This window comes from Nonomuraea sp. NPDC046570 (assembly GCF_040645915.1).
Taxonomy (GTDB): Bacteria; Actinomycetota; Actinomycetes; order Streptosporangiales; family Streptosporangiaceae; genus Nonomuraea.
On the sequence record NZ_JBEYZF010000002.1, the window covers coordinates 369298 to 395783 of the forward strand.

The 26486-nt window shown below is 71.3% G+C and carries 20 protein-coding genes and 1 pseudogene; 8 read left to right on the top strand and 13 right to left on the bottom strand.

The genetic code is table 11. The features are described from left to right. Positions 1 to 5: 5 nt before the first annotated feature. Together ABZ911_RS05355 and ileS are read right to left on the bottom strand one after the other, a co-directional pair. Positions 6 to 560 carry a hypothetical protein gene (locus ABZ911_RS05355; RefSeq protein WP_358052121.1) on the bottom strand — a complete coding sequence of 185 codons (555 nt, stop codon included), beginning with the start codon at positions 558 to 560 and terminating at the stop codon, positions 6 to 8. A gap of 44 nt (positions 561 to 604) precedes the next feature. Next, on the bottom strand, positions 605 to 3748 hold the full coding sequence (ileS, locus tag ABZ911_RS05360; RefSeq protein WP_358052123.1) for an isoleucine--tRNA ligase: 3144 nt from the start codon (positions 3746 to 3748) through the stop codon (positions 605 to 607). Positions 3749 to 4201: 453 nt separating this feature from the next. Here ileS and ABZ911_RS05365 point away from each other — a divergent pair, with 453 nt between their 5' ends. Genes ABZ911_RS05365 through ABZ911_RS05375 form a run of 3 tightly spaced genes read left to right on the top strand, consistent with a single transcriptional unit; the run spans position 4202 to position 6067 of the window. Then, the gene (locus ABZ911_RS05365; RefSeq protein ID WP_358052125.1) at positions 4202 to 4591 is read left to right on the top strand and encodes a TraR/DksA C4-type zinc finger protein; all 390 of its coding nucleotides are present in this window, start codon (positions 4202 to 4204) and stop codon (positions 4589 to 4591) included. After that, entirely contained in the window at positions 4555 to 5145 is a 591-nt protein-coding gene (lspA, locus tag ABZ911_RS05370; RefSeq protein WP_358052127.1) for a signal peptidase II, read from the top strand. Before ABZ911_RS05365 ends, lspA begins: the two co-directional genes overlap by 37 nt. Beyond that, positions 5138 to 6067, top strand: coding sequence for an RluA family pseudouridine synthase (locus ABZ911_RS05375; protein WP_358052129.1), 930 nt, complete (start codon positions 5138 to 5140; stop codon positions 6065 to 6067). Before lspA ends, ABZ911_RS05375 begins: the two co-directional genes overlap by 8 nt. Positions 6068 to 6120: 53 nt before the next feature. Here ABZ911_RS05375 and ABZ911_RS05380 read toward each other — a convergent pair whose 3' ends face one another. From ABZ911_RS05380 to ABZ911_RS05405, 6 genes are read right to left on the bottom strand one after another with little or no spacing between them, the layout of a single operon-like run. Continuing rightward, entirely contained in the window at positions 6121 to 7407 is a 1287-nt protein-coding gene (locus ABZ911_RS05380; RefSeq protein WP_358052131.1) for a protein kinase, read from the bottom strand. A gap of 17 nt (positions 7408 to 7424) precedes the next feature. Then, positions 7425 to 7736 carry an AzlD domain-containing protein gene (locus tag ABZ911_RS05385; RefSeq protein ID WP_358052132.1) on the bottom strand — a complete coding sequence of 104 codons (312 nt, stop codon included), beginning with the start codon at positions 7734 to 7736 and terminating at the stop codon, positions 7425 to 7427. Next, positions 7733 to 8401: an AzlC family ABC transporter permease gene (locus ABZ911_RS05390; protein ID WP_358052134.1), complete on the bottom strand. Its 669-nt coding sequence runs from the start codon at positions 8399 to 8401 to the stop codon at positions 7733 to 7735. The genes ABZ911_RS05385 and ABZ911_RS05390 overlap by 4 nt, the downstream gene beginning before the upstream one ends. Then, positions 8385 to 9254: an AraC family transcriptional regulator gene (locus ABZ911_RS05395; protein WP_358052136.1), complete on the bottom strand. Its 870-nt coding sequence runs from the start codon at positions 9252 to 9254 to the stop codon at positions 8385 to 8387. Before ABZ911_RS05395 ends, ABZ911_RS05390 begins: the two co-directional genes overlap by 17 nt. Next, positions 9251 to 10918 (bottom strand): protein kinase, encoded by a 1668-nt coding sequence (locus ABZ911_RS05400; RefSeq protein WP_358052138.1) that lies wholly within the window; start codon positions 10916 to 10918, stop codon positions 9251 to 9253. Before ABZ911_RS05400 ends, ABZ911_RS05395 begins: the two co-directional genes overlap by 4 nt. Positions 10919 to 10928: 10 nt before the next feature. Then, the gene (locus ABZ911_RS05405; RefSeq protein WP_358052140.1) at positions 10929 to 12896 is read right to left on the bottom strand and encodes a protein kinase; all 1968 of its coding nucleotides are present in this window, start codon (positions 12894 to 12896) and stop codon (positions 10929 to 10931) included. 319 nt (positions 12897 to 13215) lie between these two features. On the opposite strand from ABZ911_RS05405, the pseudogene ABZ911_RS05410 reads away from it, so the two are divergent. Together ABZ911_RS05410 and ABZ911_RS05415 are read left to right on the top strand one after the other, a co-directional pair. Then, positions 13216 to 13716, top strand: a pseudogene (locus ABZ911_RS05410) (3-deoxy-D-arabinoheptulosonate-7-phosphate synthase); the annotation flags it as partial. Positions 13717 to 13782: 66 nt separating this feature from the next. Further along, complete coding sequence (locus ABZ911_RS05415; RefSeq protein WP_358052423.1) at positions 13783 to 14091, top strand: chorismate mutase; 309 nt, start codon at positions 13783 to 13785, stop codon at positions 14089 to 14091. On the opposite strand, the gene ABZ911_RS05420 is transcribed toward ABZ911_RS05415, so the two are convergent. After that, entirely contained in the window at positions 14036 to 15424 is a 1389-nt protein-coding gene (locus ABZ911_RS05420; RefSeq protein ID WP_358052142.1) for an amino acid permease, read from the bottom strand. The two genes, ABZ911_RS05415 and ABZ911_RS05420, sit on opposite strands and share 56 nt — an antisense overlap. A gap of 231 nt (positions 15425 to 15655) precedes the next feature. Here ABZ911_RS05420 and dnaE point away from each other — a divergent pair, with 231 nt between their 5' ends. Both dnaE and ABZ911_RS05430 read left to right on the top strand, forming a co-directional pair. After that, positions 15656 to 19183 (top strand): DNA polymerase III subunit alpha, encoded by a 3528-nt coding sequence (dnaE, locus tag ABZ911_RS05425; protein ID WP_358052144.1) that lies wholly within the window; start codon positions 15656 to 15658, stop codon positions 19181 to 19183. A 342-nt stretch (positions 19184 to 19525) separates the two neighbouring features. After that, positions 19526 to 20182, top strand: a complete 657-nt coding sequence (locus ABZ911_RS05430; protein ID WP_358052146.1) for a hypothetical protein — start codon at positions 19526 to 19528, stop codon at positions 20180 to 20182. Positions 20183 to 20250: 68 nt separating this feature from the next. On the opposite strand, the gene ABZ911_RS05435 is transcribed toward ABZ911_RS05430, so the two are convergent. Both ABZ911_RS05435 and murA read right to left on the bottom strand, forming a co-directional pair. Further along, on the bottom strand, positions 20251 to 22569 hold the full coding sequence (locus ABZ911_RS05435; RefSeq protein WP_358052148.1) for a transglycosylase domain-containing protein: 2319 nt from the start codon (positions 22567 to 22569) through the stop codon (positions 20251 to 20253). A gap of 51 nt (positions 22570 to 22620) precedes the next feature. Then, complete coding sequence (gene murA, locus ABZ911_RS05440; RefSeq protein WP_358052150.1) at positions 22621 to 23931, bottom strand: UDP-N-acetylglucosamine 1-carboxyvinyltransferase; 1311 nt, start codon at positions 23929 to 23931, stop codon at positions 22621 to 22623. A 63-nt stretch (positions 23932 to 23994) separates the two neighbouring features. Here murA and ABZ911_RS05445 point away from each other — a divergent pair, with 63 nt between their 5' ends. After that, complete coding sequence (locus ABZ911_RS05445; RefSeq protein WP_358052152.1) at positions 23995 to 24516, top strand: hypothetical protein; 522 nt, start codon at positions 23995 to 23997, stop codon at positions 24514 to 24516. Between the two features lie 7 nt (positions 24517 to 24523). Here ABZ911_RS05445 and ABZ911_RS05450 read toward each other — a convergent pair whose 3' ends face one another. Together ABZ911_RS05450 and ybaK are read right to left on the bottom strand one after the other, a co-directional pair. Further along, positions 24524 to 25897 carry an amidase family protein gene (locus ABZ911_RS05450; protein WP_358052154.1) on the bottom strand — a complete coding sequence of 458 codons (1374 nt, stop codon included), beginning with the start codon at positions 25895 to 25897 and terminating at the stop codon, positions 24524 to 24526. A gap of 68 nt (positions 25898 to 25965) precedes the next feature. Further along, positions 25966 to 26463: a Cys-tRNA(Pro) deacylase gene (ybaK, locus tag ABZ911_RS05455; RefSeq protein WP_358052156.1), complete on the bottom strand. Its 498-nt coding sequence runs from the start codon at positions 26461 to 26463 to the stop codon at positions 25966 to 25968. Between the last annotated feature and the right edge of the window lie 23 nt (positions 26464 to 26486).

The following is a 26486-nucleotide window of genomic DNA, read 5'->3' on the forward strand; positions in this document are numbered from 1 at the left end:
CCCTGTCATGTCTTGGAGGTGTTGTCCTTGGGCGGGGTTTCGGGGGGTCTGCCCGCGGGGCCGAGTCCAGCGCCGTCCCTGATCACCGAGACCAGGCTCTGCGCGGTGCGCAGTCGCGGGTCGAAGAGCAGCAGCAGGGAGAGCACCGCCCAGCCCAGCCCGATGAGCAGCGCCGTACGCCGGAGGCCTTCGTCCAGCGGGACGACCGCGTCCAGGGCGAGGGCCGCGCCCAGCGGCAGCGCGTCCTCGCCGCGATCGACCTCGTCGATGAGCGCGAGTGCGATGCGCCAGCCGGTGATGGCAGGGTCGCCGGGGGCGAGTGCCGCGGTCTCGGCGAGTACGGGCAGCGCCTCGCCGGGCCGGTAGCGGGCGATGAGGACGCGGCCGAGCAGCAGCAGCGCGGCGGCGTCCGCCGGATGCGCGGCGGTGACGCTCCTGGCCAGGGCCTCGGCCTCGGCCAGCTCGTACCTGTCGTAGTGGGTCCGGATCTCGGTCAGTTTCGCGCTGAGCTCGTCTATCGTCCTCTGCCGGTGTATCGGCGTCCGAGCGTCCGGCGTCACGGAGGAACGGGCGCGGCCCCTCGGCGAGGGGCCGCGCCCGTGGGTCAGGCGCGGCGCAACTGGAAGGTCAGGCCCAGGTCCGCGTCCTCGGTGGTCGCGAGGCCCTCGACGATGCCCTCGGCCAGCGACGCGGCCAGGACCTCCTCGGCCACCAGCGAGCCGCCGTCGCGCAGCGCCTCGGCCAGTTCCGGCGAGGTGGCCGACCACCACAGGTCGATCCGGTCGGTGATGGCCAGACCGGCCGACTTGCGGGCGTCCTGCACCAGGCGGATGACCTCGCGCAGCAGGCCCGCCCGGCGCAGCTCGCCGGTCATCGCCAGGTCCAGCGCGATGGTCTCGCCGGTGCCGGTGTCGACGGCGCCGGTCTCCACCGCCCAGCCCGACCTGGGCTGCTCGGTGACGATGACGTCGTCGGCGCCCAGGGACACCGTGCCCAGCTCGCCCGCCTCCACCGTGACCTCGCCGCCCGAGCGCAGCACGCGCGCCAGCGAGGCGGCGTCGGCGGCCGCGACCGCCGCGGCGACCAGCTTGGTCTGCGAGCCGAACCGCTTGCCCAGCGCCCGGAAGTTCGGCTTGACGGTGAACGCCACCAGATCCGCGCTGAAGCCGGACATGTCGTCGAGGCGCAGCACGTTCAGCTCGTCCGCGATCAGGTCGCGCATCTCGCCGGGCAGCGACCCCCAGCCGGGCGCGCCGACCAGCGCGCGGCCGAGTGGCTGGCGGGTCTTGACGCCCGAGGAGGCGCGGGCCGAGCGGCCCAGCTCCACCAGGCGGCGCACCAGCGCCATCTGCCCCGACAGCGCCGGGTCGATCAGCGCCTGGTCGGCGACCGGCCACGGGGCCAGGTGCACCGACGCCGGCGCGTCCACGCCGCGCAGCACGTCCCACAGGTAGTCGGTGACGAACGGCGTCACCGGCGCCATCAGCCGGGTGACCGTCTCCAGGCACTCGTACAGGGTGGCGAAGGCCTCCCGGGAGCCCTGCCAGAAGCGGCGGCGCGAACGCCTGACGTACCAGTTGGACAGGTCGTCGAGGAAGTCGGCGATCCGCCGCCCGGCCCGCGCGGTGTCGTAGACGTCGAGCGAGGCGGTCACCTCGGCCACCGTGCGGTGCAGCTCGGCGAGCGCCCACCGGTCGATCAGCGGCCGGTCCGCCGCGGCGGGCGCCTCGGCCAGCATCGACGGCGACCAGGACTCGGCGTTGGCGTACAGGGTGAAGAACGAGGAGGTGTTCCAGTAGGTCAGCAGGACCTTGCGGACGATCTCCTCCAGGGTGCCGTGGCCGACCCGCCTGGCCGCCCACGGGGAGCCCGCGCAGGCCATGTACCAGCGCAGCGCGTCGGCGCCGTGCTGGTCCATCAGCGGGATCGGCCGCAGCACGTTGCCCAGGTGCTTGCTCATCTTGCGGCCGTCCTCGGCCAGGATGAGGCCGAGGCAGAGCACGTTCTCGTAGGACGACTGGTCGAACACCAGCGTGCCGACCGCCATCATCGAGTAGAACCAGCCGCGCGTCTGGTCGGTCGCCTCGCAGATGAACTGCGCCGGGTAGAGGCCCTCGGGCTTGCCGCGGGCGCCCCACTGGGCGAACGGCATGGAGCCGGAGTCGTACCAGGCGTCGATCACGTCGGGCACCCGGACGGCCGTCTCCCCGCAGTGCGGGCAGGGGAAGGTCACGTCGTCGACGAACGGGCGGTGCGGGTCGAGCGCCGACAGGTCCTGCCCGGCGTAGGAGCCCAGCTCGGCCAGCGAGCCGACGCAGGTGATGTGCGACTCGTCGGCCGAGCACACCCACAGCGGCAGCGGCGTGCCCCAGTAGCGCGAGCGCGACAGCGACCAGTCGACGTTGTTGCGCAGCCACTCGCCGAACCGGCCCCACTTGATCGTCTCGGGGTACCAGTTGGTCTTCTCGTTCTCCGCCAGCATCCGGTCCTTGACCGCGGTGGTGCGGATGTACCAGGCGGGCAGCGCGTAGTAGAGCAGCGCCGTGTGGCAGCGCCAGCAGTGCGGGTAGCTGTGCTCGAAGTGCCCGCCGCGGAACAGCAGGCCGCGCCCGCGCAGGTCCTCGGTCAGGCCCTCGTCGGCGTCCTTGAAGAACTGGCCGCCGACCATCGGCACGTCCGGCAGGAAGCGGCCGTCGGGGCCGATCGGGTTGACGATCGGCATGCCGTAGGACTTGCAGACGGTCATGTCGTCGGCGCCGAAGGCGGGAGCCTGGTGCACCAGGCCGGTGCCGTCCTCGACGGTGACGTAGTCGCCCAGCACCACGTAGTGCGCGTCCGGGATGTCGACCAGGTCGAAGGGCCGCCGGTACGGCGTGCGCTCCAGCTCCCGCCCGGTGAACCTGGCCACCTCGGTGGCGCCCTCGCCCAGCACGGACAGCAGCGGCTCGGCGACGACGAGCACCTCGCCGTCCGCCGTGCGCGCGGCCACGTAGGCCACGTCGGGATGGACGGCGACCGCGGTGTTGGACACCAGCGTCCACGGCGTGGTGGTCCACACCAGCAGCGAGGCGCCCAGGTCGGCCAGCGGGCCCGCGGTGACCGGCACGCGGACGTACACCGACGGGCTGGAGACGGTCTCGTAGCCGCCCGGCTGGCCCAGCTCGTGGTCGGACAGGCCGGTGCCGCAGCGCGGGCAGTACGGCGTGATGCGGAAGTCGCGGAACAGCAGGTCCTTGTCGAAGATGACCTTGAGCGACCACCAGACGGACTCCACGTAGGAGGCGTCCATCGTGCGGTAGGCCTGGGAGGTGTCGATCCAGTAGCCCATGCGCTCGGTCATCGCCTCGAACTCGTCGACGTGCTCCAGCACGGACTCGCGGCAGGCGGCGTTGAACTCGGCGATGCCGTACTGCTCGATGTCCTTCTTGCCGGTCAGGCCGAGGCGCTTCTCGACGGCGACCTCGACGGGCAGGCCGTGGCAGTCCCAGCCGGCCTTGCGGGGCACGCTGTAGCCGCGCATGGTCTTGTAGCGGGGGAAGAGGTCCTTGAAGACGCGCGCCTCGACGTGGTGCACGCCGGGCAGGCCGTTGGCGGTGGGCGGGCCCTCGTAGAAGACCCAGGTGGGGGCGCCTTCGTTCTGCTCGACGGAGCGTTCGAAGATCTTGCCGTCCCGCCATCGGTCGAGGACCTCGCGCTCGAGCGCGGGCAGGTCGACCTGCGCAGGAAGAGAGCGGAAATAGTGGGACATTGTCGGCGGGACCTCCACGCAGTCGGGTTGACGGTCGCGTGAAGGGACGAGGATCGGGATCCCCGCGGTACCACCCTTCTTGACCCCTTCCGGGGCCCTCTTCGTTCGTTTCCGCTGCCGGGTCTAGTGAGCTCGAAAGCCGTTCTTCCGGCGGCTCCGGGGTGATACCCCTGTGATAAGCGTCACAGGGCCCCTTCATCGCCTCGCAGGTTCACACGATAACGCAGAGTGGGAGCGAAGGCTTCCGGATTATCTGCGGCCGGGGTCACGGTGCCGCCCCGCATCACAAGTCGTGACAAAGATGAGGGAATGGATGCCAGTGATCAGGAGTTGAGTGAGCGAGGCGGGATAGTACGGGAGGGGTAAACCGTACGGCGGGTCGTTTGCTGATTTGTTATCGGCGGCCTAAGCTGCCCGCACCAGTTTCCCGCCTTGATCAGCATGGAGGCAGCCATGGCGGCAGTCACGCAGACCGCTACACCGGTGACATGGTCGAAGGAAGAGCTGGCCGAGGTGCGCGACAGGCTCGCGCAGGAGATCAACGAGCTGAACGCCGACATCCTGAAGCACGAATCGGAGATCGCGTCGGGCGACGTCACCCAAGGAGCGGGTGACGACCAGGCCGACGCCGGCGCGAAGACCTATGAGCGAGAACGCGAGATCGCCCTTACCCTGAATTCGCGCGACCTGGTCGCGCAGAACGAACGTGCGATCGCCAGGATCGACGCAGGGACTTATGGAGTGTGCGAATCGTGCCACAAGCCGATCGGCAAGGAGCGCCTTCAGGCGTTCCCGAGGGCGACGCTGTGCGTGACCTGCAAGCAGCGGGAGGAACGCCGCTGAGCGAACCGGCCGCCGCGGAGTCACCGGTGGCCGCCGGCGCCAGGCGGATCGGTGTCCTGGTCGTCCTCGCGGTGACCGTGTACCTCCTCGACCTGCTGACCAAGACGATCGTCCTGCGGACGCTGGAGGGCGAGCCGCCCCTGGTGGTGATCCCGGATCTGCTCGAGTTCCGGGTGATCTTCAACTCGGGGGCGGCTTTCAGCATCGGCACCGGCATGACGATCGTCTTCACGCTGGTCGCCACGGGCGTCGTGATCGCCATCCTGCGTACGGCGCGCCACCTGCGCAGCCTGCCCTGGGCGATCACGCTCGGCCTGCTGTTGGGCGGCGCGCTGGGCAACCTCACCGACCGCCTGCTCCGCTACCCCGCCGGGTTCGGCCGCCCCGAGCCCCTGCAGGGCCACGTGGTCGACTTCATCTCCGTCTTCCCCGGCCACTTCGCCATCTTCAACATCGCCGACTCCGCGATCGTCTGCGGCGGCATCCTGGCGGTCTTCCTGGCCTGGCGGGGCTACCAGATCGACGGCACCAGGGAGGTGGCCAAGAATGGCTGAGCAACGCAGCCTTCCCGTGCCCGACGGGCTCGAAGGCGAGCGCCTCGACGCCGCCCTGTCGCGCCTGTTCGGCTTCTCCCGCACCCGCGCGGCCGAGCTCATCGTCGCCGGGGACGTGCTGGTCGACGGCTCGTCGGCGGCCAAGTCCGACCGGGTGCACGCGGGCGCCTGGCTCGACGTGACACTCCCGCCGCCGGTCACCACCCCCATGCCGGTGGCCGAGCCGATCCCCGGCATGACCATCCTGTACGAGGACGACGACATCGTCGTGGTCGGCAAGCCCATCGGCGTCGCCGCCCACCCGACCGTCGGCTGGACCGGCCCGACCGTGATCGGCGGCCTGCTCGGCGCCGGGCACACGGTCGCCACCAGCGGCGCGGCCGAACGGCAGGGCATCGTGCACCGCCTGGACGCCAACACCACCGGCGCGATGGTCGTGGCCAAGAGCGAGCACGCCTACTCCCACCTCAAGCGCGCCTTCAAGGAGCGCACCGTGGACAAGCGCTACCACGCGCTGGTCCAGGGTCACCCCGACCCGTTCCGGGGCACCGTCGACGCGCCCATCGACCGGCACCCCTCCGGCGACGGCAGGTTCGCCGTCGTCGCGGGCGGCAAGCCGTCGGTGACCCACTACGACACGATCGAGGCGTTCAGGGCGGCGTCCCTGCTCGACATCAAGCTGGAGACGGGGCGCACGCACCAGATCCGCGTGCACATGGCCGCGCTGCGGCACCCCTGCGTGGGCGACCTCATGTACGGCGCGGACCCGACGATCGCGGCCCGGCTCGGCGTGACCCGGCAGTGGCTGCACGCGGTTTCGCTAGGCTTCGAGCACCCGTCCACCGGGGAGTGGGTGTCGTTCACCAGCGACTACCCGCAGGACCTGCAGAAGGCCCTCGACCGGGTGCGCGCGGAGTCCTGAGCCCCCGCTTCCGAGCTCCGAGCCCCGTTCAACGCTGGGGTCGTGAGCCCGGGTCAGCCCTCGCCTTCCTGGGGGTCGACCTGGCCGGGCTCCTCAGGGTCCGGTGCGGGGGATGACGGTGAGTCCTCGGTGGGCTCGGCCGACCGTTCCTCGGTGGACTGCCCCTCGGTCGGCGCCGCCGACGGCTCCTCGCTCCGGCGGGAAGGGGTTGGCGTCCGGTCCTCGGTGGGCGTGACGGCCTGCTGCGGGGAAGAGGTGACGGTGGGCGGGGTGCTCTGCCGTACCGGCTGCTTGGAGGAGGGGGTGGGGGTGCTGACGATGGTCGGCACGACAGGTGGTGGGGAGTCGGAGGTGCGGGTGGACAGCCATGCCATCCCGCCGGTCGCCAAAGCGGCGGCCACCGCCGCCGCCACGATCCCCGCCGGTGGGAACACCCGCGAGCGTCGTGCGGCGGGTGCTCGGCGGGTGCCGGGATCGGCCCAGGGGCGGCCCGTGGCGGGTATCCGTACCGGGGCGGTGGGGTCGGGGGCGTGGCCCGCCGCGACGGCGCGCAACCGGTTCTCGGCCTCGTGCGGTGGCATCCGGTCGGCTGGGTCCTTGGCCAGCAGGCCGTACAGCACCGGGGCCAGTGGGCCCGCGCGGGTCGTCGGCTCGGGCTCGGCGTGCATGACCGCGCCCAGCGTCGCCAGTGGATGGTCGCGCTGGAACGGCGAACGCCCCTCCACCGCCGTGTAGAGCGTCACCCCCAGCGACCACAGATCCGAGGCGGGCACCGCCCGCCCGCCCGCCGCCCGCTCGGGCGCGATGAACGCCGGCGTCCCCACCAGCATCCCGGTCCTGGTCACCGTGGAGTCGTCGTCGGTGATCGCGATGCCGAAGTCGGTGAGCACCGTCCTGCCGTCCTCGGCCACCAGCACGTTGTCCGGCTTGACGTCCCGGTGCAGGACGCCCGCCGCGTGCGCGGCCCGCAGCGCCGCCAGGACCTCCAGCCCCACCGCCGCGGCCTCGGCGGGAGGCAGCGGCCCGTCCTCGCGTACCAGGGCGCCCAGCGTGCGCGACCTGACGAGCTCCATGACGATCCACGGGTGGCCGTGCTCCTCCAGCACGTCGTAGACCTGCGCGACCCCCCGGTGGGCCACCCGTCCGGCGGCCCGTGCCTCCCGGAAGGTCCGGGTGGTGAAGTCGGGGTCCCGCTCGCCCTGCGGCGGCAGCACCTCCTTCACCGCCACGTCCCGGCCGAGCACCTCGTCGTGGGCCTCCCACACCAGGCCCATGCCGCCGCTGCCGATGGTCCTGAGCAGCCGGTACCGGCCGCCGATCATCTGCTCGGTGTCCGACATGGGGGTGGGCTACCCCATCAGATCCCGGTCATACGTAGCAAAGCGGTCACGATCGCCGCGGCGGCCAGCACCACCAGGAACGGAGCCCGCAGCAGCAGCGCGACGACCGCGGTGGCCAGACCCGCCGTCCGGGCCAGATCGAAGTGCAGCGCGCCCTCCTGGGTGAACGACTGCACCACGACCAGCGCGGCCAGCAGCGCCACCGGCACCAGCTCGGCGAAACGGCGCACCTTCGGATGGTCGAGGACGCTGCGCGGCGCGGCCAGACCGGCCAGTTTGAGCGCGTAGCAGCCGACGCACACCAGCGCGATGGCCCACCAGAGCGTCATCGCGACCTCACCATCACGAACAGCACCGCCGCCGCCGACAGCAGGACCGGCACGCCCGAAGGGGTGAACGGGGTGGCGGCCAGCGCGATCGCCGCGCCGCCCGCCGCGAGCCGGCGCAACTCGGCGCTCTCGACCAGGCGCGGCCACAGGATCGCCAGGAACGTCGCCGGGCCCACCACGTCCAGGCCGAGCACGCCGGGGTCGCCGAGCGACGAGGTGCCGAGCGCGCCGAGCAGGGTGGTGATGTTCCACGCGATGTACAGGCTGGCGAAGGTGACGGTGAACCCCGTCCGCGCCGCCGCGGCCGTCGGCTGGGCCAGCGAGACCGCCGTCGTCTCGTCGATCACGCCGTGCGCGGTCAGCAGGCGGCGCGGCCCGCGCACCTGGAGCAGGTCGGCCAGGCGCAGGCCGTACAGGGTGTTGCGCCCGCCGAGCAGCAGCGCGCCCGCCGCCGCCGCGGTCAGGTCGCCGCCGCCCGCCGCCGCGCCGACCAGCGCGAACTGGGAGGCGCCGGTGAAGGTCAGCAGGCTGAGCACGCACGCCTGCGCCACGTCGAGTCCCGCGGTGATCGCCGCCGCGCCGAACGCCACCCCCGACAGTCCGACGGCCAGACCCACCCCCAGCCCGTCACGTATGGCCGTGGTCCGGCTAGCTGTCTGTTCCATGGAGATGAGGGTATGAGGCTCCGGAATCGTCCGTCTTGTACGTTCCTGCGGCTCGCTGGTAGGCGGCAGGGGGAACGCCGACCGCCCGCTTGAAGTGCCGGCCCAGGTGGGCCTGGTCGGTGAAGCCCACCATGAGGGCCACGTCGGCGGGGGGCATGCCGGACTCCAGCAGGCGTCTGGCGTGCCGTACCCGGAGGCCGGTCAGGTAGGCGTGCGGGGGCAGGCCGGTCGCCTCCTTGAAGGCGCGCAGCAGCGGGAACGGGCTGGAGCGGACGGTCCTGGCCAGGTCCTCCAGCGTGGGCGGGTCCACCATGCGCTCGCGCAGCACGTCGAGCGCCTGCCGTACCGCCTGGGGGCCCTCGGCGGGCAGCGGCGTGGTCTGGCGCGGTTTGGCGTGCTCCGACAGCAGCCGGGCGAAGGCGGCGCGCACCAGCGTGGAGGCGGCCAGCGCGTCACCCCGCTCGGCCGCCAGGTGCGCGCGGCGCAGCAGCTCCGCCCCGGCCGGATCGTCCACCACCTGCTCGGGAAAGTACGGCACCCCGTACGGCAGGCGCAGCTCGGCCGCCACCCCCGACAGCGCCTCGATCGACGGGTACAGCATCCGGTAGGCCCAGCCGTCCGGCACCCCCGCCTGCCCGGTGTGCTCGTGGTCGGGGTTGACCAGCACCACCTGCCCCGCCGCCGCCCTGAGCAGGGAGCCCCGGTAGAGGAACTCCTCCACCCCTTCCAGGATCACGCCGACCGCGTAGCCGTCGTGCGCGTGCCGGGAGAAACGGTGGGTGACGTAGCGGGCCTTCAGCAGATCGACGCCCGGCACGGCCGGATTCCGCCAGAAGCGCGCGTCCTCGGTCATGGCCGGAAGGTCCTGACGAAAGTGTCGAAGAAGTGGCGGTCGCGCGTCCACACCGCCTCGGGCGCCTCCCAGTAGAGGGCGAAGTGCCGGCCGTCGCGCCAGCGGAAGCCGCGGTTGACCACATGGACGGTGGCGCCCTCGCGGACCCGGGTGAACTCCCAGTCGGCGGCGGCGACCCCGAGGTAGGTGAGCGGGCGGATGGCCAGGCGGCGGTAGCCGTCGAACTCGCCCTTGCGCTCGATCTCCGCCTCCAGGTTCCGCCAGGCGCGCGAGGGGTCGGGATCGGGGGTGGCGGGCGTGGTCCACTCGACGATCAGCGCGCCGGGGGAGCCGGGGCCGGTCACTCTGATGCTGGCCCGGCCCGGGGTCCGCCTGGCCGTCCAGCCTTCGGGGACCGCCAGGGTGAAGCCGCCGGTGGTGTTGCGCAGCACCCGCCAGCCTTCCGGGACCGTCGCCTTGGCCGGGGTGGGTTTCGCGCTCGGCCGCGGACTCGGGCGGGTGGCGCTCGGCGCCGGTGTGGGAGCGGCGGACGGGGTGGCGGGCCCGCGCAGCGCCAGCACCGTGCCGCCAGCGGCCAGCACGGCCACGGCCAGCGCGGAGGGAAGGATCCAGACCAGCGGGGAGCGGCGGCGCACGGGGATGGGCGGCCCGGCGAACGTGGACACCTCCCGGGGCTCCGGAAGCCGGGGCGCCGGACCATGCCCGCCGGGCGCGCGCCCCGCGGCCGGGGGCCGCGTGGAGACATCCCAGGCGGGCGTGTACGGCGCCGGGTCGTAGCTCGCGGGGACGGGCGGGGCCTGACCTGGGAAGGCGGGTGGGGTCTGGGCCGGGAACACGGGTGGGGCCTGGGCGGGGTACGCGGGCGCGGCGGTGGCGTGCAGACGGGCGAAGGCCTCGGCGGCGCTCATCCTGGCCTCCGGGTCGCGCCGCAGGAGGCCGCTGATCACCGGGGCGAGCGGGCCCGCCCGCCGCGGCGGCTCGGGGGCGTCGCGCAACACCGCGGCGACCGTGGCCGCCCAGGAGTCGCGCTGGAACGGCGGGTGGCCCTCCACGGCCGCGTGCAGCGTCGCGCCCAGCGACCACAGGTCGGACTCGGGCCGCGCGGGCAGGCCGTTGAGCCGCTCGGGCGGCATGTAGGCGGGGGTGCCGACCAGCCCGCCGGTGGCGGTCAGCGCGGTCTCGGTCTCCAGCGTGGCGATGCCGAAGTCGGTGAGCACGACGCGGCCGTCGTCGGCCAGCAGTACGTTCTCCGGTTTGACGTCGCGGTGCAGCACCCCGGTGGCGTGCGCGGCGCGCAGCGCGTCCAGCACCCGGGCGCCGATCAGCGCCACCCGGTCCACGCTCAGCGGGCCGTGCTCGCGGACCACCTCGGCCAGCGAGCGGGAGCGGACGAGCTGCATCACGATCCAGGGGCGGCCGTCCTCCTCGATCACGTCGTGGATGACGACGACCGAGGGATGGTCGAGCCGTCCGGCGGCTCTGGCCTCCCTGATGGTCCTGCGGTTGAGCTCGGCCCGCTTGTCCTCGCCGACCCCGGTGTAGCGGACCTCCTTGATCGCCACGGTCCGGTCCAGCAGCTCGTCATGGGCGCGCCAGACCACGCCCATGCCGCCTTCACCGATCGGCTCTATCAGCCGATACCGGTCGTTGACGTGCCTTTCCACGCCGTGCAGCTTACTTGGCGGGCTTGAACGTCGACGCGAACGTGTCGAAGAACTGCAGGTCGCGCTTCCAGTTCTTGGCCAGCGTGTGCCAGTAGATGGCGTACCCGCGCCCGTTGTCGGTGATGAACCCCCGGTTGCGCACCCGGCTTTTACCTGAATTCGTCCGCCAGGTGAACTCCCAGTCGGAGGCGGCCTTCATGTAGTCGACCTTCTTGATGCCCAGCAGCTCGTAGCCGCCGAAGCCGTACCGGGCGCTCTTCTCCTGCTGCTTCCAGTCCTTGTGCGGGTCGGGACCGGGATTGGGCGCCTCGTCGATCATCAGGAAGGAGTTGGAGGAGGCGCCGGGGCCGCGGAAGTACACCCGGGTGCCCTCCCGCTTGAACTCATCCCAGCCCTTGGGCAGGGCCACACTGAAGCCCGTCTTGTCCTTGTAGCTCTTCCAGCCCGCCGGGATCTCGGCCGCGGTCTTCTCCGGCGTCGGCGACGGGCTCGGCGGTGCCGTCGTGGGGGTCGCGGAGGGGGCCGGGGCGCTCGTCGAGCTCGGCCCGGAGCTGAGCGCCACCGGGGGCGTCACCTTGTTCGCGGTGTTGTCCGGGGCCGAGTTCAGGCCGAGGTAGGCGCCCACACCGGCGACCACCACGACCGCGGCGCCGATCGCGATGATCGGGGACGCCCGCCGTACCCCCTTCCTGGAGTACACGGTCGGCTCGTCCTCGTCGAAGTCGCGCGCCGCGGGGACGGCCGCGATCTCGACGGGCTCGGGCCGGTGCGGCTCGGCGGCGGGCTCGGGCCGGCGCGGCTCCGACCGGTACGGCTCGGCGCGGTAGGGCTCGGCCCGGTACGGCTCGGACCGGTAGGGCTCGACGGGCTCCGGCCACGGCTCGGCCGCCGGCATCTTGGCCGTCGAGGGCCCGCCCTTGGGCGTCGGGGGAGCGCTCGCGGCCTTCGGCGGCTGCGCCTTGGGCGCGGCGGCCTTGCCCGCGGCCTTGTTCGCGGGTTTGGGCTTGCCAGGCTTGTCCGAGCCGGGGGTCGGCAGCGGGACGCCCGTCTGGGGGAAGGAGACGGACGGCAGGCTGGGGTCGGTCGGCGTGTCGTCCACGTCCGCGGGAGTCGCGGCGGGCTCCGGCGGCACGGCTCGCGCGCTCTCGGCGTCGGCCTGCGCGATGGCCTGGCGCAGGAGCCGGGTGGCCTCTTCGTGGGTGAGCCGCTGGATCGGCTCCTTGGCCAGCAGCCCGTCGATCACCGGCCGCAGCGGCCCCGCGTGCTCGGCCGGGTCGGGCTCGTCGTTGAGCACGGCGTGCATGGTCGCCATGGCCATGCCCCGGTCGTGCGGCGCCTTGCCCTCCAGGGCGGTGTGCAGGGTCGCGCCCAGCGACCACAGGTCGGACTCGCGCCGCGCGGGCAGGCCCTTCAGCCGTTCGGGCGCGATGAAGGCGGGCGTGCCCGCCAGCCCGGTCATGGTCAGCGCGGTCTCGGTCTCCAGCGTGGCGATGCCGAAGTCGGTGAGCACCACACGGCCGTCGTCGGCCAGCAGCACGTTCTCCGGCTTGACGTCGCGGTGCAGGACGCCCGCCTCGTGCGCGCCGTGCAGCGCGTCGAGCACGGCCAGGCCGATCTCGGCGACCTTGCGCGGGGTCAGCGGCCCGTCGTGCTTGATGACCTGCCCGAGGGAGCGCGAGTGGACGAGCTGCATGACGATCCAGGGACGGTCGTCCTCCTCGATGACGTCGTGCACGACGATCACGTTCGGATGGGTGAACCTGGCGGCCGCGCGGGCCTCGCGCATGGTGCGCCGGTTCAGCATCTGCACCTCGTCGCCGAGGACGGCCGCGTAGCGGACCTCCTTGACCGCGACCTCGCGGTCGAGCAGCTCGTCATGGGCTCGCCAGACGATGCCCATGCCGCCCCTGCCGATGGGCTCCTTCAGGTGGTACCGACCGGCGACGCGGCGTCCGGCGTGCTGCTGTCGCTCCGACATCAACGGCCTCAAACCCCCTTCTTAAGCCAAGAAATACTCCCATAGCGGCGGATCATCGGCGACCACCCTGAAGGACAGTCCGCCATATGAGAAGCAGGTCCAGCAGGTGGCGGGCCGGTGTAGTGTCGTCACATGACTTGTCGCCACGCGTTTATCGAGCCGGCTCCGGGAGGGCCGGTCGTCAGCTAGCGACCATCCGGAGTCGGCACCACGGCAGAGACACCCCTGTCTCTGCCCTTTTTGTTTCCTGGAGAACGCCGACTCCAGCCGAGTCGGCTCGAATGTGGAGACCCAGATGTCATCGACGTTGGAACGACGGATGCTCCCCGCGGGCGACGGCCCGATCGTGGTGATCGGCGGAGGCTCGGCGGACGCCTCATGGGTGAGCCTGCGTGAGCACCACGGCGGTGTCACCGCCGCCGACCTGCTCACCGCCGAGCGCGAGCGGCCCCTGTACGTCGAGCCGTTCTCGGCCGACGACCTGCCCGCGATCGCCGCCGGCGCCGACGGCGTGGTGGTCGGCGCGGCCTGGATGCAGGATTTCCAGCTCGTCCGCGCCGCCGCCAGGCTCGGACTGCCGGTGCTCGTGCAGCGCGGGCCCGCCGCGACGCTGGAGGAGTGGCTGGCGATCGCCGACTACTGCGTGGCCGAAGGCAACGACCAGGTGATCCTCTGTGAGAGCGGCACCAGGACCCACCTGGACCATGTGACCCTCGACCTGACCATCATGCGCGCCGCCCAGGCCGGGAGCGGGCGGCCGGTCGTCGCCGACGTCTCCCGCGACCCCGGCCTGGCCGCCGCCGCGATCGCGGCCGGAGCCGACGGGCTGCTGCTGGCCCCCACCGCCACGGCCGGCGAGGTCGAGGCGGTACGCGAGGCGGTGACGCTGATCGCGGCCGTCACCCGCCGCGAGGACCCGCGCACGCTGGCCGGCTGCCGGGCCGCCATCGACCGGGTGGACGCGGCGCTGGCCACCTTGCTGGAGCGCCGCGCCGCGCTGGCCGGCATGGTGCAGTCGCTCAAGCCCGTCGGCGGGTTCGCCGGCCGCGACATGGAGCGCGAGCGCCTGCTCGTGGCCGCCATGGCCAGGCGCGCCCCCACGCTGGGCGAGACCAGGCTCGCCCCGATCATGAACGCGGTCATCGAGGCAGGTCTGCACCTGGCGGAGGAGCGTCGCCGGCCCGCCGGGAGCTGACCACCTTCCAGCCGATCGCGATGCCGGCCGCCAGCACGGGCAGGCACAGGAAGGCGACGCGCTGGTTCTCGTCGGCCAGCGGCATCAGCAGCACCACCAGCCCGAGGAAGCCCAGCGTCAGCCAGTTGCTGTACGGCGAGCCGGGCATCGGGAAGGCCGAGCCCAGCCTCCTGCGGCGTAGCCGGAGCTGGCAGTAGACCAGCGTGGCCCAGGTGGTGACCACGCCCAGGGAGGCGACCGCCGTGGCGATGTCGAAGGCCCGCTTCGGCACGAAGTAGAACAGCGCCACGCCGCCGAGGAAGACCGTGGCGGTCATCAGGATGCCGCCCATCGGGACGTGGCGCGGGCTGAGCGGGGCGCAGAACGCGGGCGCCTCGCCCCGCCCGGCCATCGAGCGCAGGACGCGGCCCGTGGCGTACAGGCCGGAGTTGCACGACGACAGGGCGGCGGTGATCACGATGAGGTTCATCGCGTCGGCGGCCCACGGTACGCCGAGGGCGCCGAAGAAGGTGACGAACGGCGAGGTGCCCGCGCTGTAGGCGGTCCACGGCAGGACCATCGACAGCAGCACGATCGAGCCGACGTAGAAGAGCGCGATGCGCCAGATCACGCCGTTGACGGCCTTGGGCATGATCTCGCGGGGGTTCTTGGTCTCGCCAGCCGTGATGCCGACCAGCTCGATCGAGGAGTAGGCGAACACCACCGCCTGCAGGCTCATCAGCACCACGGGGAAGCCGTTGGGGAAGAAGCCGCCGTTCGCGGTCAGGTTGTGCGCGCCGGCCTGGCCGCCGTCCACGTCCACCGCCAGCAGCACCACGGCGAGTGCGATCACCAGGAACGCGCAGATGGCCAGCACCTTCAGCAGCGCGAACCAGAACTCCAGCTCGCCGAAGAGCCGCACCGACAGCAGGTTCACCGCCAGCACGAACAGCAGGGAGATCAGCGCGGTGAGCCACTGGGGGAAGCCGGGCGCCCAGTAGGCGACGTAGGTGGCCACCGCGGTCAGCTCGGCGATGCCGGTGAAGGCCCAGTTGATCCAGTACATCCAGCCGCTGGCGAAACCGGCCCAGGGGCCGACGAACTCGTTGGCGTACTCGACGAACGAGCCCGAGGTGGGCCGGTAGAGCACCAGTTCGCCGAGGGCGCGCATCACGAAGAACGCGGCCAGGCCCGCGGCGGCGTAGGAGAGCACCAGCGCCGGGCCGGCCGCCGCGAGCCGGCCGCCGGCGCCGAGGAACAGGCCGACGCCGATCGCCCCGCCGATCGCGATCATCTGGACCTGACGGTTGCCGAGCGATTGGCGGTAGCCTTCGTCCAGTTCCGGGCGCGCCATGTGACTCCTTCGTCGCTGTGGGTGACAGATGACGATATCGGCGCAGGTGGGTGCGGGTATGATCGGCACGCCGGGTGCGGGCGGTTCGCGGCGGGATGTAGCCTCTGCGGGCCGTGGCCGTACACCTCGTCAACGATGCGGACAGGTGTGTCGCGGCGGCGCCGGGTTGTCGGTGCCGCCCACTAGGCTCAGGCGTGCACACCCAGGTCTCGAAAGAGGAGGCGCCGCTCCATGTCGTCCAGTGACTCGTTTGTACACCTGCACGTGCATACCGAGTACTCCATGCTGGACGGGGCCGCGCGCCTCAAGCAGATGTTCAAACAGGTCGGCGAGCTGGGCATGCCGGCCATCGCGATCACCGACCACGGCAACATGCACGGCGCCTACGACTTCTACCGGCAGGCGACCGACGCCGGGGTCAAGCCGGTCATCGGCATCGAGGCCTACGTCGCGCCGGAGATGCGGCAGAACAAGAAGCCGGTCCTGTGGGGCGAGCCGCACCAGAAGAAGGATGACGTCTCGGCGGGCGGCTTCTACACCCACATGACGATCTGGGCGCGTAACAAGCAGGGCCTGCACAACCTGATGCGGCTGTCCTCGCGCGCCTACACCGAGGGCTTCCACCGCAAGTGGGCCCGGATGGACGCGGAGATCCTCGCCGAGCACTCCGAGGGGCTGATGGCCACCACGGGCTGCCCCTCGGGCGAGGTGCAGACCAGGCTCAGGCTCGGCCAGTACGACCAGGCCGTGGCCGCCGCCGCGCGCTACCAGGAGATCTTCGGCAAGGACAACTACTACCTGGAGATCATGGACCACGGGCTCGACATCGAGCGCCGCGTCCGCGACGGGCTGACCCGGGTCAGCAAGGACCTGAACATCCCGCCGCTGGTCACCAACGACTCGCACTACACCTACGAGTCCGACGCCGCCTCCCACGACGCGCTCCTGTGCATCCAGACCGGCAAGCAGCTCTCCGACCCCGACCGCTTCCGCTTCGACGGCAGCGGCTACTACATCAAGAGCGCCGACGAGATGCGCGCGGTCGACTCCTCCGAGCTGTGGGCCGAGGGCTGCCGCAACACGCTGCTGGTCGCCGAGAAGGTCGACCCATCCGGGTTCTTCGAGTTCAAGAACCTCATGCCGACCTACCCCATCCCCGAGGGGCTGACCGAGCAGGAGTTCTTCCGCCGGACGGTGTGGGAGGGCATGGACCGGCGCTGGCCGGAGGGCTACGACGAGCAGCACCGCAAGCAGGCCGAGTACGAGATCGGCATCATCGAGCAGATGGGCTTCCCGAGCTACTTCCTCGTGGTCGCCGACTTCATCATGTGGGCCAAGGAGAACGGCATCCCCGTCGGCCCCGGCCGAGGCTCGGCCGCGGGCTCCCTGGTCGCCTACGCGATGGGCATCACCGACCTCGACCCGCTGCCGCACGGCCTGATCTTCGAGCGGTTCCTCAACCCCGACCGCGTCTCCATGCCCGACGTCGACATCGACTTCGACGAGCGCAGGCGGGCCGACGTGATCCGCTACGTGACCGAGAAGTGGGGCGCCGACAAGGTCGCCATGATCGCCACCTTCGGCACCATCAAGGCGAAGGCCGCCATCAAGGACGCGGGCCGCGTCCTGGGCTATCCGTACGCGCTCGGCGACAAGGTGTCCAAGGCGTTCCCGCCCGCGGTGATGGGCAAGGACATCCCGCTGGCCGGCATCTTCGACAAGGACCACCCGCGCTTCAACGAGGCGGGCGAGCTGCGCAGGCTCTACGAGGAGGACGTCGACGTCAAGTCGACGATGGACCTCGGCAAGGGCCTGGAGGGCCTGATCAGGCAGACCGGCGTGCACGCCGCCGGTGTGATCATGTCGGCCGAGGTGCTGACCGACCACATCCCGATCATGCGCCGCGACTCCGACGGCGCGATCATCACGCAGTTCGACTACCCGACCTGCGAGACGCTCGGCCTGCTGAAGATGGACTTCCTGGGCCTGCGCAACCTCACGATCATCGACGACTGCCTGAAGATGATCAAGTCGACGTTCGGCGACGAGATCGACCTGCTCAAGCTGCCGCTCGACGACCCCAAGGCCTACGAGCTGCTCGGCCGGGGCGACACTCTGGGCGTGTTCCAGCTGGATGGCGGCGGCATGCGCTCGCTGCTGCGGCTGATGAAGCCCGACAACTTCGAGGACATCTCCGCCGTCGGCGCCCTCTACCGTCCCGGCCCGATGGGCGCCAACTCGCACACCAACTACGCGCTGCGCAAGAACGGCCAGCAGGAGATCACGCCGATCCACCCGGAGTTCGAGGAGTCGCTCTCCGAGATCCTCAACACCACCTACGGCCTGATCGTCTACCAGGAGCAGGTCATGGCCATCGCGCAGAAGGTCGCCGGGTTCTCCCTCGGCAAGGCCGACCTGCTGCGCCGCGCGATGGGCAAGAAGAAGAAGTCCGAGCTGGACAAGCAGTTCGAGTCCTTTGAAGGGGGCATGAAGGCCAACGGCTACTCGGCCGCCGCCATCAAGACCCTCTGGGACATCCTGCTCCCGTTCTCCGACTACGCCTTCAACAAGGCCCACTCGGCCGCCTACGGCCTGGTCTCCTACTGGACCGCCTACCTCAAGGCCAACTACCCCGCCGCCTACATGGCCGCCCTGCTCAGCTCGGTCAAGGACGACAAGGACAAGTCGGCCCTCTACCTGAACGAGTGCCGGCGCATGGGCATCAAGGTCTACCCGCCGGACGTCAACGACTCCGACTTCGACTTCACCCCGCGCGGCACCGACATCCGCTTCGGCCTGTCGGCCGTCCGCAACGTGGGCGGCAACGTGGTGGACGGCATCATCGCCGCCCGCAAGGAGAAGGGCCGCTTCGGCGACTTCAAGGACTTCCTGCGCAAGGTCCCGGCGATCGTCTGCAACAAGCGGGTCATCGAGTCGCTCTGCAAGGCCGGTTCGTTCGACTCCCTCGGGCACGTGCGCAAGGGTCTGGTCATGGTGCACGAGCAGGCCGTCGACGCGATCATCGACATCAAGAAGAACGAGGCGATCGGCCAGGACTCCCTGTTCGGCGCCATCGAGGGCGGCGAGGACCAGACCTTCGACGTGCAGATCCCGGTGGGGGAGTGGGACAAGAACACCCTGCTCCAGTTCGAGCGCGAGATGCTCGGCCTGTACGTCTCCGACCACCCGCTCTTCGGCGTCGAGCACATCCTGGCCTCGGGCGCCGACTGCTCCATCGCCGCGCTGCAGGACGAGAGCCGCTCCGACGGCAACGTCGTCACGGTGGGCGGCATCCTGTCGGGCGTGCAGCGCAAGGTCACCAAGAAGGGTGACACATGGGTGCTGACCCAGTTGGAGGACCTCGAAGGCGCCATCGAGGTGATGATCTTCCCTTCGGCGTACCAGCTCTGTTCGACGATTCTGGCCGAGGACGCGATCGTCTTCGTCAAGGGGCGCATCGACAAGCGTGAGGATGTCGCGAAGATCATCGCGATGGAGGTGACGGCGCCCGACCTGTCGGTGGAGGCGGGCGGCCCGCTGTTGGTCAGCCTGCCGCTGAACCGTTGCACCCCGCCGGTGGTGGGGCGGCTGAAGGAGATCCTCACCACCCACCCCGGCACCTCGGAGGTCCACCTGCAGGTGCACAACGGGCCGAAGACGACGGTGATGCGCGTCGACGACCGCCTGCGCGTCACCCAGTCCCCGGCCCTGATGGGCGACCTCAAACAACTCCTCGGCCCCGCCTGCCTCGGCGCGTAGCGCTCTTTCCGGCGGGGTCAGTTCCTTCCCAGTCCGGGCTGGTCCGGCGGTGGCATGGGGGCGGAGGCGTCCGGTGCGGTGAAGCAGCAACTGATGAGACCGCGCCCGGAGCCGGCGACCAGGTGGGCGAAGGGGATGGGCTATCGGCCCTGCGCCCGGCCGCGAGAGCAGGGAACCGTGGAACCCATGAAGATTGCCGGATATATGCCCTTATTGGGTTATTAGTGGCAAATGAAAGACTTGACAAAGTCTGTCAGAAAACATGTGCGTTGTTAGCGTCTGTGCTGATCACGGGGTGTCTGCGGGGCGGAGGGGGCGAGGAGCGGGCTGTCAGGATGAAGTGTGATCACATTAGTGAGCCCGCACACCGCGTGGAGCGGCTTGGCGGCCGTCGCCGTCGGCGCGGCCGGTGAGGTCGTCACGTATCTGGGGGGTGAGGCGTCCGAGGGGCTTCTGGTCACCGACTCGCTGTACTTCAGGTTCGTCCCCTTCGTCGCCGTGCTGCTGATCGGCAGGGCGGCGGCCACGTTCCGAGGCGCCTTGCAGTGCGCGGCCGTGGTCCCCGCGGGACTGATCGCCGGGGCCTTCGCCGTGGCGCCTCTGCGGGGAGACGATCTCCTGCTCCGTGAGTACCCCTTCGGCGACGTCCAGCCTCTGCTGTGGGCGTTCGCGTTCTACGCTGCCGCGGTCCTGCTGGCGTACCTGACCAGGCGCGACGGGATCGGCGGCGACCTGTCGCTGGCGCTGCTGGCCCAGGGGCAGACGATGCCCGCCGTGTTGGCGCTGAGCTGGCCGGACACGTTCGTCAGGGTGGAGTGGGGGCATCCGGGACAGGACTGGGGCGGGCTGGCGCTCGCGGTGGTGCTGGCCGTCGTCCTGCGGCCGTCGGCGGTCACACGCGCCAGGACCCTGGCCGCCATGCTCATGATCACCGCGGCCGGCTACGCGGCGGTGAGTTCCCTCGGCTGGTGGTGGTCAGTGGCAGCCGGAGTCGCATGACCTCGGCCGGGCGTGACCAGCGGTGGCGGCGGCCGGTGATGACCAGCGGTGGTGGCGGCTGGTGGTGATCAGTGGTGGCGGCGGTGGCGAGCCCTCGGCTGGGCGTGGCCGGCGGCGCGGTCGCGCCAGACGCGGGGCTCGCGGCCCTGACGGGTACTGCGGGCGCTGCGGGCGTTGCGGGCATGGCGAGGGTGGCGAGCTTGGCGGGCGTGCCCGGCGTGTTCGGCGTGTTCGGTGTGGTGGCGCGGTGAGCCGTCCGCCCGTGCGCCACGGGCCTTGCGGCGCTCGGCCTCGAGCTTCTTCTTCTCCGCCGCCTCCGCCTCGGCCAGCCCGGGTGTGAAGCCGCCGCCGAAGCGCGTCATGTTCGGCCGGTTGAACGACGTCGCCTCCGTCCCCTCCAGCGCCGAGATCATCGACGACACCCAGATCGGCCCCGGCAGCGCCGCGCCCTGCACCGACCCGTAGTACTCCTGCCCGATCTGCACGTCCTGCAGCGGATAGCGGTAGGAGCCGCGGATGTCGCCCACGCTGACCGCCGCCGCCAGGTCGGGCGTGTACCCGGCGAACCAGGCCGAGGTGTAGCCGTTGTTGGTGCCCGTCTTCCCGGCGGCGGACCGCCCGATGCTCTGCCCCCTCATGGTGCCCTTGGAGAACACCCCCGTCAGCACATGGCTGACCGCGTCCGCGACCTCCCTGTCGAGCGCCTGCTCGCAGGTGGGCGGCACCGACGTGCGCAGCCCCTCCCGGTCCACGATCTCGACGATGGCCATCGGCTTGCAGTAGCGCCCCCTGGCGCCCAACGCCGCGAAGGCCCCTGCGACCGTGACAGGGTCCATCTCGTTGACGCCGAGGGTGAACGTCGGCACCTCCCGCAGCGCCGCGCCGTCGGCCCTGACGATGCCGAGGGACTTGGCCGTCCGGACCACGTCGCACAGGCCGATCTTGCGCTCCAGCATCATGTAGAAGATGTTGACCGACTTCCAGGTGCCCGTTTCGAGGCTGTGCGGGCCGCCCGTACCCTCGCCGCTGGCGTTGAGGATGCGCGCGCCCGGCGCGTTGACCGGCCGCCCCGAGCAGTCGCGGTAGCCCTCGGAGGGCACGAAGCTGCCGGGCGTCTGGAAGCCCTGCCCGAACCGCCAGCCCTCCTTCAACGCCGTGGCCAGCGTGAACACCTTGAACGTCGACCCGGCCTGGAACCCCATCCCACCGCCGTGCGCGACATCGGCGGGCAGGTTGTAGGTGGTACGCGGGCCGTTGTTCTTGTTGCCGGGATTGCGGCCGAACTTCTTGCTCGCCGCCATCGCCCTGATCCGCCCGGTGCCCGGCTCGACCATCGCCTCGGCGGCCACCTCGGTGTCCTCCGGGTTCACCCGGCCGGAGATCGCCTGCTCGGCCGCCCGCTGAGCGACCGGGTCCAGCGTGGTGCGGAGTATCAGACCGCCTCGGTTCATCCGGCGCTGCCGCTCGGCCTTGGTGGCGCCGAAGACCGGATTGGACAGCAGCTCACGCTGTACGTAGAGGCAGAAGAACGGGTAGGCGCTGCCTTCGCACCCGCCGGGCTCGGGCCGCAGCTTGATGCCGAGCGGCGCCCGCTTGGCCGCCTTCGCCGCCGCCTGCGTGATCATGCCGAGCGAGGCCATCCGGTCCAGCACGGTGTCGCGCCGCTCGGTCAGCCGCCCCTGCTGCTTCTTCCCGATCGACGGATCGGTCGAGTACGGCGTCCGCACCGCCCCGGCCAGCGCCGCCGCCTGCCCCAGCGTGAGCTTGGCGGCGGAGGTGGAGAAGAACCGCCTGGCGGCGGCCTCGACGCCGTAGGCGCCCGCGCCGAAGTAGGCGATGTTCAGGTACCGCTCCAGGATCTCGGCCTTGCTGTACTTCTCCTCCATCGCCAGCGCGTACCGCAGCTCGCTGATCTTGCGCGACAGGTTCGGCGCCCGCGCCCGGTCCCGCTCCAGCTCGGTCTCAGCGCTCTCCACCAGGATGTTCTTCACCAGTTGCTGGGTCAGCGACGAGCCGCCCTGCTTGATCCCACCCGCCTGGGTGTTGGTGATGACCGCCCGCAGTGTGCCTTTGATGTCCAGGCCCGCGTGCTCGTAGAAGCGCGAGTCCTCGATCGCGATGATGGCCTGGCGCATGACCGGGGCGACCGCGCTCAGCGGCACGGTCGTCCTGTTGGCCTCGTAGAACTGGGCGAACTGCTTGCCGTTCTTGTCCAGCAGGCGGGTGACCTGGGACAGCGGCTCCTCGTGCGGCGCGGGCGGCAGGTCGGTGAACGTGCTCGCCACGTTCCTGACCACGATCCCCGCGCCGCCCACCGCGGGAACGGCCACGGCCGCCACCAGCACCCCGCCGAGCACCCCGGCCGCACCGAGCTTGAGCAGTGTCACGCAGATGATCTGCGGCCGGGAGAGGCTGGCCAAACGGCGGATTCAGAGTTTTTACTCTTCGCGGCGGATGTTCAGGCCGAGGGACGCGAACTGTTCGAAGGGCCGGTGGTAGCCCCGCTCGATGTGCTGGACGCCGCGCAGCCTGGAGGAGCCGTCGGCCACCGCGGCGGCCAGCACCGCGGAGAACCCGGCCCTGATGTCGGGCAGTTCCACGTCGGCGCCGCGCAGTTGGGAGACGCCGCGCACCACGGCCGAGTGCTTGGCGTTGGTGTCGTGGTAGCGGCAGGCGGGCCCGCCGAGGCACTGGTCGAACACCTCGATCTCGCACCCCATGTCCTGCAGCGCGGGCACGTACACCAGCCGGTTCTCGAAGACCGTCTCGTGCAGCACCGACATGCCCTGGCTCTGGGTGAACAGCACCATCAGCGGCGTCTGCCAGTCGGTCATGAAACCGGGGTGGGTGTCGGTCTGCACGGCCGCCGCGCGCAGGCCCTGCGGCGGCTTCCTGGCGCACAGGTACTCGTCGTTGATGTCGAACTGGGCGCCCATCCTGGCCAGGGTGGTGATCGCGGTGACCAGCCGGTCCTGCGGGCAGCCGTGCACCCGGACCTCGCCGCCGGTGATCAGCCCGGCCGCCAGGTAGGAGAACGCCTCGATCCGATCGCCGGCCAGCCAGGTGCGTGCCCCGTGCAGCCGCTCGACGCCCTCGATGAGGATCCGCCGGTCGGGGGACAGCTCGATCCTGGCGCCCATCCGCTGCAGGAACAGCGCCAGCTCCACCACCTCGGGCTCCATCGCCGCGTTCTTGATCACGGTCTTGCCCTCGGCCAGCACCGCCGACATGAGGATCGTCTCGGTGGCGCCCACGCTCGGGTACGGCAGCTCCAGGCGGGCGCCGACCAGCCGCTTGGCCTTGGCGGTGATGCCGCCGCCGCCCACCTCCACCTCGGCGCCCATCGCGCGCAGCGCCTCGACGTGGAAGTTGACCGGCCGCCGGCCGATCGGGTCGCCGCCGACCAGCGGCACGAACGCCTCGCCCGCCAGGTGCAGCAGCGGGCCGAGCATCAGGATCGGGATCCGGTTCAGGCCGCTGAACGCGGTGGGCACGCTCGGCCTGATCTCCGGGCCCTGGCCGATCCTGATCTCGCCCCGGCCGATCTCCACCTCGATGCCGAGCGCCCTGAGCATCGCCGCGGTGATCTCCACCTCGCCCACCTCGGGGACGTTGTGGATCGTGCTCTCGCCGGTGCCGAGCATGGCCGCGACCATGTGCTTCGACACGCCGTTCTTGGAGCCGCGAACCTCGACATCGCCGCGCAGCGGCCCTGAGGGATCGATCAGCCACACCTTGTCTTCAATCACGGACCGAGCCTAGCCGGGGGTTACCATCGAGCAGGTTCGGACACACTTGTGAAGGGGAGTGGCGTGCTGGGGCATGTGCGGGCATTCGCGGTGACCGTCCTGGCACTGGCGGCTCTGGGACTGGGGGCCGGACTCACCTGGTCGTGGCTGGCGCCGCGCACGCCGTACGCGGTCACCGGCGAGGGTCCGGTCCTCGCCGACCCCTCCACGCAGTCGCTGATCGCCGCCGACGGGTGGTTCGCCGTGCTCACCGGCCTGCTGGGCGTGCTGTGCGGGGTCGGTGCCTGGTACGCGGCCCGCCACCGGCCGCTGCCGGTGATCCTGGGCCTGTGCGCGGGCGGCACGCTGGCGGCGTTCCTCACCCTGTGGGCCGGGTCGACGTTCACGCTCGGCGCGGTGCACCTCGCGGCGCGCACGCCGCCCGGGGTGGAGATCGTCGCGGGGTCGCTGACGCTGACCGCCAAGGGGGTGCTGGTGGCCTGGCCGCTGTTCGCGGTGGGGCTGTTCGGGGCGATGGAGGGCGTGGCCGCCTACCGCGAGTCGCCGCTGCGCAGGCCGTACGGCGGGCTGCCGCCGGGGGAGTGAGCGGCGGTCAGCCCAGCGGCGGGCGGCGGGAGCCGTACCCGGTGGCCTGTTCGAAGGCGTGGGCGGCGCGCAGGGCCAGCGCGTCGGCGAACGGGCGGGCGACGATCTGCACCCCGACCGGCAGGCCGGAGGGGGTGAACCCGGCGGGGACGGAGGCGGCGGGGGCGTGCAGGACGCTGATCCAGTACGCCGAGCGCATCCAGGCGAGGTAGTCGGGCATGGCCTGGCCGTCGATCTCGGTGACGTGCGGCTGCCCGACCGGGAACGGCGGCACCTGGCTGACCGGCGCGATCAGCAGGTCGTAGGTGTCGAAGAAGGCGGCCATCCGCTGGTAGAGGCCGCTGCGCAGGCGTTCGGCCCGGGCCAGGTCGGCGCCGGTGACCTCGCGGCCGCGCTCGACGTTCCAGCGGGTGTTGTCGCCGAGGCCGTCCAGGTCGCCGAAGGACAGCGCGTAGTACCACGCCCGGTAGATCCGGAAGGCGTCCTCGGCGTCGGAAAGGTCCAGGTCCACCTGCTCGACGCGGGCGCCGAGCCGCTCGAAGACGGCGGGCGCGGTCGCGGTCACCGCGGCCGTGTCCGGGTCCACCGGCAGCCCGCCCAGGTCGGGACTCCAGGCCACGCGCAGTCCGGCGATCCCCCGCTCCGGGTCGGGGGTGAAGGTCTCGGTGATCGCGTACGGCGAGGCGGGGTCGAAGCCGGCGATCACGCTCAGCATGAGGGCCGCGTCCTCGGCCGTACGGGCCATCGGGCCCTGGACGGACAGGGTGAACCAGGCGGCGGTGTCGGAGACGGCGGGCACCCGCCCGGGGGTGGGGCGCAGGCCGACCACGTTGCAGAAGGACGCGGGGTTGCGCAGCGAGCCGCCCATGTCGGAGCCGTCAGCCAGCGGGACCATGCCCGCCGCCAGCGCGACCGCCGCCCCGCCGCTGCTGCCGCCCGCGCTCCTGGCCGGGTCGTAGGGGTTGCGGGTGGCGCCGAACACCTCGTTGACGGTGTGCGAGCCGGTGCCGAACTCGGGGGTGTTGGTCTTGCCGACGGTGATGGCGCCCGCGGCCTTGAGCCGCCGCACGATCAGCGCATCCTTGGTCGGGATATTTCCCGAAAAAAGCGGTGAACCGTACGTTGTCCGGATATTTGCGGTGTCTACCAGGTCCTTGTGTGCCACCGGGAGGCCGTGCAGCGGCCCCTCGGGGGCGCGCGCGTCGGCGGCGCGCGCCTGGTCGAGGGCCTGCTCGACGACCAGCGTGACGATCGCGTTCAGCGGGCCGTTGACCTGCTCGATGCGCGTCAGGTGCGCCTCCAGCAACTCGACGGCGCTCACCTGGCGGGTCCTGACCAGGCGGGCCATCTCCGTGGCGGTCAGATAGTGCAGTTCGCTCACGAGGTCGATCCTGCCTCATCGCCTCCCGGCGGACGATGGCAAGGGTTGCACGCCGGTGGGCCCGAAGATCAGCCGGTCTTGCCGATCGGGGCGGTGACCGCCCTGGTCAGGTCGATGAGGTTCCGCGGCGCCGTCTCGATCTGCAGTCCGCGCCGGCCCGCCGAGAAGTAGATCGTCTCGAAGTCGAGCGCCGAGGCGTCGACCACCGTCGGCAGTGCCTTGCGCTGCCCCAGCGGGCTGATCCCGCCGACGACGTACCCCGTCACCTTCTCGACCCTGGCGGAGTCGGCCATCGCGGCCCGCTTGCTCTTCAGCGCCGCGGCGAACGCCTTCAGGTCCAACTTTCCCGACACCGGCACCACCGCCACCGCGAGCCCGCTCTCCACCTCGGCCACAAGCGTCTTGAAGATCCGCTCGTACGGCAGGCCGAGCGCGTCGGCCGCCTCCTCGCCGTAGGCCTGGGCGTTGGCGTCATGGTCGTAGGGGTGCAGGGTGAAATCGACCTTGGCCTTGGCCAGCGCCACCGTGGCCGGGGTCCCCTGCCCTCCCGTGCTCTTCTTGCTCACGGTCCTCGATGGTAGGGCATGCT

Bases quoted from the DNA above. Each gene is read 5' to 3' on its own strand.
- dnaE (WP_358052144.1), top strand. From the start codon at position 15,656: ATGTCGTCCAGTGACTCGTTTGTACACCTGCACGTGCATACCGAGTAC.
- ABZ911_RS05405 (WP_358052140.1), bottom strand. From the start codon at position 12,896: ATGTCGGAGCGACAGCAGCACGCCGGACGCCGCGTCGCCGGTCGGTAC.
- ABZ911_RS05395 (WP_358052136.1), bottom strand. From the start codon at position 9,254: ATGACCGAGGACGCGCGCTTCTGGCGGAATCCGGCCGTGCCGGGCGTC.
- ABZ911_RS05390 (WP_358052134.1), bottom strand. From the start codon at position 8,401: ATGGAACAGACAGCTAGCCGGACCACGGCCATACGTGACGGGCTGGGG.
- ABZ911_RS05380 (WP_358052131.1), bottom strand. From the start codon at position 7,407: ATGTCGGACACCGAGCAGATGATCGGCGGCCGGTACCGGCTGCTCAGG.
- ABZ911_RS05385 (WP_358052132.1), bottom strand. From the start codon at position 7,736: ATGACGCTCTGGTGGGCCATCGCGCTGGTGTGCGTCGGCTGCTACGCG.
- ileS (WP_358052123.1), bottom strand. From the start codon at position 3,748: ATGTCCCACTATTTCCGCTCTCTTCCTGCGCAGGTCGACCTGCCCGCG.
- ABZ911_RS05420 (WP_358052142.1), bottom strand. From the start codon at position 15,424: ATGGCGCGCCCGGAACTGGACGAAGGCTACCGCCAATCGCTCGGCAAC.
- ABZ911_RS05365 (WP_358052125.1), top strand. From the start codon at position 4,202: ATGGCGGCAGTCACGCAGACCGCTACACCGGTGACATGGTCGAAGGAA.
- ABZ911_RS05375 (WP_358052129.1), top strand. From the start codon at position 5,138: ATGGCTGAGCAACGCAGCCTTCCCGTGCCCGACGGGCTCGAAGGCGAG.